The organism is Sphingobium sp. FW306-1B-F04DB, assembly GCF_058781925.1.
In genome coordinates this window covers 1-5,530 of the sequence record NZ_JBYSXE010000093.1, presented here as the reverse complement: position 1 = coordinate 5,530, position 5,530 = coordinate 1, and the positions used below count along the sequence as shown (strand labels likewise).

General features: G+C 53.0%; 7 protein-coding genes. 3 read left to right on the top strand and 4 right to left on the bottom strand.

The window, feature by feature from the left end; all coding sequences use genetic code 11:
* Together AC3WJD_RS21605 and AC3WJD_RS21600 are read right to left on the bottom strand one after the other, a co-directional pair.
* A partial coding sequence (locus AC3WJD_RS21605; protein ID WP_492748860.1) for a recombinase family protein occupies window positions 1-577 on the bottom strand: 577 nt, incomplete at its 3' end.
* 234 nt (window positions 578-811) lie between these two features.
* Complete coding sequence (locus AC3WJD_RS21600) at window positions 812-1,879, bottom strand: hypothetical protein (protein ID WP_492748858.1); 1,068 nt, start codon at window positions 1,877-1,879, stop codon at window positions 812-814.
* Between the two features lie 181 nt (window positions 1,880-2,060).
* On the opposite strand from AC3WJD_RS21600, the gene AC3WJD_RS21595 reads away from it, so the two are divergent.
* Window positions 2,061-2,384, top strand: a complete 324-nt coding sequence (locus tag AC3WJD_RS21595) for a Rap1a/Tai family immunity protein (protein WP_492748857.1) — start codon at window positions 2,061-2,063, stop codon at window positions 2,382-2,384.
* A 29-nt stretch (window positions 2,385-2,413) separates the two neighbouring features.
* On the opposite strand, the gene AC3WJD_RS21590 is transcribed toward AC3WJD_RS21595, so the two are convergent.
* Window positions 2,414-2,851 (bottom strand): aspartyl protease family protein, encoded by a 438-nt coding sequence (locus AC3WJD_RS21590; protein ID WP_492748855.1) that lies wholly within the window; start codon window positions 2,849-2,851, stop codon window positions 2,414-2,416.
* Between the two features lie 127 nt (window positions 2,852-2,978).
* On the opposite strand from AC3WJD_RS21590, the gene AC3WJD_RS21585 reads away from it, so the two are divergent.
* Both AC3WJD_RS21585 and AC3WJD_RS21580 read left to right on the top strand, forming a co-directional pair.
* Entirely contained in the window at window positions 2,979-3,995 is a 1,017-nt protein-coding gene (locus tag AC3WJD_RS21585) for a hypothetical protein (RefSeq protein WP_492748853.1), read from the top strand.
* A 45-nt stretch (window positions 3,996-4,040) separates the two neighbouring features.
* The gene (locus tag AC3WJD_RS21580) at window positions 4,041-4,805 is read left to right on the top strand and encodes a hypothetical protein (protein WP_492748851.1); all 765 of its coding nucleotides are present in this window, start codon (window positions 4,041-4,043) and stop codon (window positions 4,803-4,805) included.
* A gap of 89 nt (window positions 4,806-4,894) precedes the next feature.
* On the opposite strand, the gene AC3WJD_RS21575 is transcribed toward AC3WJD_RS21580, so the two are convergent.
* The gene (locus AC3WJD_RS21575) at window positions 4,895-5,356 is read right to left on the bottom strand and encodes a hypothetical protein (protein ID WP_492748847.1); all 462 of its coding nucleotides are present in this window, start codon (window positions 5,354-5,356) and stop codon (window positions 4,895-4,897) included.
* Window positions 5,357-5,530 lie beyond the last annotated feature (174 nt).

Genomic DNA, 5,530 nt, shown 5'->3' with positions numbered 1-5,530 from the left:
ACAGACCGGTAATGCCCCGAGCCTGTAGCTCGGCAATCGCCTCTGCCACGCGGCCGGAGAACGCGCTGGCTTTCTCTTGGCGCGCGATGGTCCCTAGTCGATGATCGACCGGCGTTCGCGGCTGCTTGTCCTTGCGCTCCCGCCAGCCACCGAGCTTCGTCCCTCTCGCCTTAGCAGCGGCAAGCGCCTCTTTCGTGCGCCTGCTGATTGCCTTCCGCTCGTGCTGAGCCATGGCAGCCATGATGTGAATAGTGATCTCGGTCGCCTCCGGCATGTCGCAGGCAACAAACTTCGTCCCCGCTTCCTGTAACGTGGCGATGAAAGCGAGATTGCGGCTGAGCCTGTCCAGCTTGGCCACCAAGAGCGTAGCGCCTGTCAGCTTGCAGCGGTTGAGGGCCTTGGCCAATTCAGGTCGAGCATCATCCTTGCCGCTCTCGATCTCGACGTAGGTAGGCGTAAGCAGCCTGTCCCCTTCCCGAAGAAAAGCATGGATTGCTGCTTGTTGAGCTTCCAGCCCTAACCCGCTCTTGCCCTGCTTGTCGGTCGAGACGCGAGCATAGGCGACATAATCAGTCATGGCAGTTTGTTCCCCCGTTGTTCTCAACTGACGTTACAAACTACCTTCGTTGTCTGAAATGTAAAGGATCAATGGTGAGGCATTATGCGGCGCAGGCGTTGTGCTGGCCGGGGGGCCATGGGGGCAATCCGGCTTACGATTAGTTGGAGTTGCCGTCTCGCGTAAGTATACCGGAATGAGGTTGTGGAGTGGAACGGCCACGTGATTTTGTCACTATAGAGCACATGCACGAATTCAATCAGCCTGAGCACTCATACTTCTAAAGTAGTACTTGAAAAAATCTCCGCATTTTAGGTCAGCGAACTCCGGCTCGCTTCCAATTTTTTCTGCGTAAGTAAAATGTCCTTTACCGAGCATTTTCCAAACATCATCGGCAATGACCGTCTTATCTGCCTCCGACAGACCCAAGGTTGTAGCAAACACGCGCTTAACTCCACTCTCAACGGGAGGGGTAAGGAGTTTCATGTTAATTGGATGAAATGCAAATCCTAGAAAGACAATGGTCTCGGCATCGATGATAGCATTGTGCATTTCCGTAAGCATCTGATCGTCATCCATGCCTTCCGTAAATGTTTTGATTTGCCGTGCCATCGACAGGAGGTTGCCTCTCTCAGAACCAAAGGCAGTATAGTTTTGCCTGTCTTGCCAAGGCAAGGCTCCGACCGCGCCATACGGATGATAAATGGGCAGCTTAGATACAATGGCTTCGGCTTCTTGGATTGTAATCTCGTAATAATCTGACAAAGCCTGCACCAAAAAATGCTCTATACAACGATCGTAATTGAACGTTACTATCGTAACATTGTCAAAAACTGATGCTATATCCGATTTTATTACATTTTCGGTAAGCATATTCAAGAAACTGAGATACCAGCTTCCGGCCAAAGAGCTGAGGGAAAAGGTATCCCCAACGTGTCTATTTCCTTTGAGTTTACTGCCCCTTTCAGCGTCCAGAATGCTCTTAACGATGCCGAGCTTTCCGCAAAGCTCCAGTATTTCATCGCCTCGATGGGCATCAAGAAAGTTGTCAATGGAAATGGCAGCCGCCGGGACGACGTCACGAATACGCCAAGCCTTGTGAAGGTACGGGTTTATATTCGCGCGATTGTCGCCCGCATCGCGAGCCGCCTCTCGGAGCGCGTCCACAATCCTACGATCACCGGAAATGAGGTCGGAACCCCATTCGTCGAAACGAATGTCGAGCACCCCAGCGATACTCTTTTTTAGGTCCTCCCCGCTTGGCAGTCCCGCTTCACAACTGGCCCCTGCGCCAACGACAAACACCGTCTTGGACTTGAACACAATCTTCCCCCTGTCACCTATGGCGGCCATTCAAAACCCCCCGCCACCTGCCATGTCTGTATGCTACTAGGCGGGCAATTGCCTAGCTCAGTGAACCCCGTCCACGAGCGTTAACTGTTGCTATTGGTCGAAGTGGCCTTCTCGCGTAAGCGGGGCAAAATGAAGTCGTAGGGGGTTGGGGATGATGTGGTTATTGGCTGCGCTTGTAGCGCAGGCTCATCCGGCAGATAAGTATGTCAGCCTTTCCACGGTGACTGGTGGGATGTTGGCAGAAGCGTGCCGAGTAGATAACGGGCTGCAACTTGACACGTGCACCAGCTATATCTTGGGGGCAGCCGACACGCTTCAACTTAATCGGATAACGTGCCGTCCAAACTCGGATGCCGCTACGATCCAGACACTCGCCATCGCACGGAAATACATTAAAGATCATCCCGAAAAATGGGGCTCACCGCCTGCCGTTATCGTGAGAGAAGCGCTTGTTAAGGCGTTCCCCTGCAATTAAACACTTGCCTCTCGTGTAGGCACAGCAAACTAGGCGGTTGGGCCGGTATATCGCAGAAAAAATGCATTGAAGTCGGGCGGAAACGACAAAGTGAAAGCTTTAAGCACGCCCATTCCGATAGCGATTTGATGATGATCGCTGCTTGGGAGAACAAATGCCTTTGTGTTCTCTATCTTATAGCGCAGCAAACGACCATCAAACATCTGCATATCGAAAGCAAAGTCTATCTTGTAGTACGGCGCAAAGACGGTGCCCCCTGCGGTAAAGCTATGGCCATGTCCCTCTGGAGTTAAACGTAACGCCGCCACGACCTCCTGTGTCAGCATTGCTTCCGTGCATCCAGTGTCGACCAAAGCAACGTAGGGATACCCCCCCTCGTTTGTGGTCGTAAATCCTCCGGCGGCAATTACCCTGCAATCGACGATTGGTCTTAGATCGCTGTATCGCCCAAGCAAAATCGCAGTCACCTTAATGGAACCTCCAACGTGCGGCCTAACCTACTGTTAGCTTGCAACTTTCTTCAACATCGTTTCAATTTGTTCAAGGCGTCAATGCGGATGCAGCGCGCCTTGTTGACATGGGGGCTGACCGACGATGGACGAACTTGAGGTAGTTCTTGACCAGCGGATCGAAAGGGCGCGGCGCTGGCTGAACAACGAACTTGCGGCGCTTGATGTGGATTTCAGAAACAAGGGACTATTTCGCTCAGGACCCCGAATTCGAAAAGCGGTCGACCTAATCGGCTCGGCCATTGGACTTGCAGCGGCTGGCACGTTCCAAGCGGCGACTTATGCTGGCGGAGAGGGGGGCGTGGAAGGGTTTGGCGTTCGGGAAATTGCGATTGAGAAAGTTGAAGCGTTCGGTCGTGAGGCTGCTGAGCGAGCTGCCGCCATCGCAGACAGCACGCAACAAGAGGTAAATCGGTCGAGCGCAGAGCACAAGGCAACAGAGCAGATCGTAGCCGCTCACCTCGCGGAACTCAGCAAGAACATCGCATTGTTTCGAGTTGGTCTATATCCCCCAGATGGGCAGGTGGCGGTCAATGGGGAACTGTTCACTTTCAAAGAAGAGCCCATAACCATCGGCGGCGAAGCTATCACGATCGGCGGCGAACCAGTTACGATAGGCGGCGATTGGGTGAAAGCCGGCAGCGCCGTTGCACCAGAAAAGACGATTGAAAGCTCCAGATGGACCGGACGCATAGGGGCTGCTGAACACGCGCAAATGATTGTTAAGGTAGCGCCATTGGCGGTCGATGCGGTCGGGCACCTAATTGACGCAATTGAAGCAAAGCGCCTGAATGATCCCGCCACACAAGATGCCCTTACAATGTTGAAGGACTTGCATCAGGCATTGGGTGAACTGATCCGACACGCCGAACAGGGAAAGCCTCTCGCCCATCTTCTGGAAGTAATCGAGAGGCACAAGGCCCAGATTATTGATGGCTCCAAGGCAGGCGTGCAGACGATGCTTGTGGCACCCACGATAGCAATGGGCACAGCATTCATTCTCAGCCTTCTATCAGGGTTTCCGATGTCGGATGGGATGGTAACGGCGTTGTGCGCCACTGCGATGGGCAAGGATGCCCTGTTGACGCTGGCGAAGCGGTAGTCGATTGCCCACCCTTTGCTGTCAATGTATGCGAGAACAATCTCGATGCTGTTTTCACCCATGTTCACAAACGCCTTAGCCGTAGCTGGATGGCTCGGCATTTCGACAGTAGTAGTCACAGGGACAGCTTACGCATTGTTCCGCTATCTCGGCGATAAGTGGCTTACAGCAAAATTTAATGAGCGTTTGGAAAGCTATCGCCATGCCCAGCAGCGAGAACTCGAACGGCTAAAATTTGAAATAAACGCTCTCATGGATCGGACCGCCAAGCTCAATCAACAAGAGTTTGAGGTGCTGCCTGAGATATGGGCAAAGCTGAACGACGCATACGGGGAGGTTGTCGGATTTACCTCGCCCATGCAGTCCTACCCCGATATTGATAGAATGTCGCTGCCACAAGCCAATGACTTCATTGACAATTGCGAGTTGGCAGATTGGCAAAAAGAGGAGTTGAGAACAGGCGACGAAAAAGGGCAGCGGTATTTTAAAATGCGCTTTTGGCATGATCGCAATCGAGTGTGGAAAACATTTGGAGAGTTCAACAACTTCCTGATCAAGAAAGGAATTTTTATACAGCCCAAGTTGAAGGAGGATATTGCGCATCTTAGAGACATACTCGACGCCGCGTTCTTTGAGCGCGAGTTCGAGGAGAAGCACCCTAATCCTCGGCCAAATCGCTTTGAAAAAGGGGAGGTCTTGAGGAGAGAAGGCGGTGCAAAATTGGACGCCATAGGTGAGGCCGTACAAAACAGACTTTGGGCGGGTCGCTCGATCGACGATGCGCGCGTCACCCTCCCCGCTATGGAATGAACGCTACTTCACGTTAGGTTATGGCTGGACCTCGCTACGATGGTCGTACCTAGCGGGAGATGCCACCAAGGGACACTCACAACGGCGCATTAATGGCCGGGTGCCAGCCCGATTGAAGCGCTAGCGCCTAGCTCCGCGTCAACCATCCTGTCCAGTTCATCGAGAATGGGAAACGCCTGCACCCAAGTTATCAGGTTCACCTCATCGCCGTTATTAATGTACCGGAACGTATAATCCTCGTGTCCCGCGCCGAGCCCTTCAACCAATTGATCTAGCTTATCTATGTTCGGCAAGCCTTGGTCTAGAACTTCGCCATAAAGGTCGGTCAGCCGATGACCATAGCCGCGAACCTCCTTGGAGGGCCGACCGGCCGCCAACAACCAGGCCTTGAAGAAAAGTTCCAGTGCGAACCCGACTAGCATGTTCAACGGTAATACCGTCATTGTCACACGAGCCTCGCAATCGCGATGTGGGCTCGTATAGACCATCTTCGCTGCCTCTAGATATCCTTTGCCGGTCATATATCGACTGACAGCCTCCGTGAACGTCATGCTTCCTCATATAATGCGCGGCCCCATGGCGATCTGCCGAAGGCGATACGTTCCCATTGCCACAAGCTGCCCATTTGCTACAACAGCGTGCCACAACGGCAGCAGAGGTCGCAGAAAAAACCTTTGTTTTCCAATGGTTGCTGAGTAGGGCGCTTAATCCCTCATCCGGCACCA

Excerpts from the sequence above, each read along its gene's own strand:
- AC3WJD_RS21595 (WP_492748857.1), top strand. The coding sequence starts at position 2,061 with ATGATGTGGTTATTGGCTGCGCTTGTAGCGCAGGCTCATCCGGCAGAT.
- AC3WJD_RS21585 (WP_492748853.1), top strand. The coding sequence starts at position 2,979 with ATGGACGAACTTGAGGTAGTTCTTGACCAGCGGATCGAAAGGGCGCGG.
- AC3WJD_RS21580 (WP_492748851.1), top strand. The coding sequence starts at position 4,041 with ATGCTGTTTTCACCCATGTTCACAAACGCCTTAGCCGTAGCTGGATGG.
- AC3WJD_RS21575 (WP_492748847.1), bottom strand. The coding sequence starts at position 5,356 with ATGACGTTCACGGAGGCTGTCAGTCGATATATGACCGGCAAAGGATAT.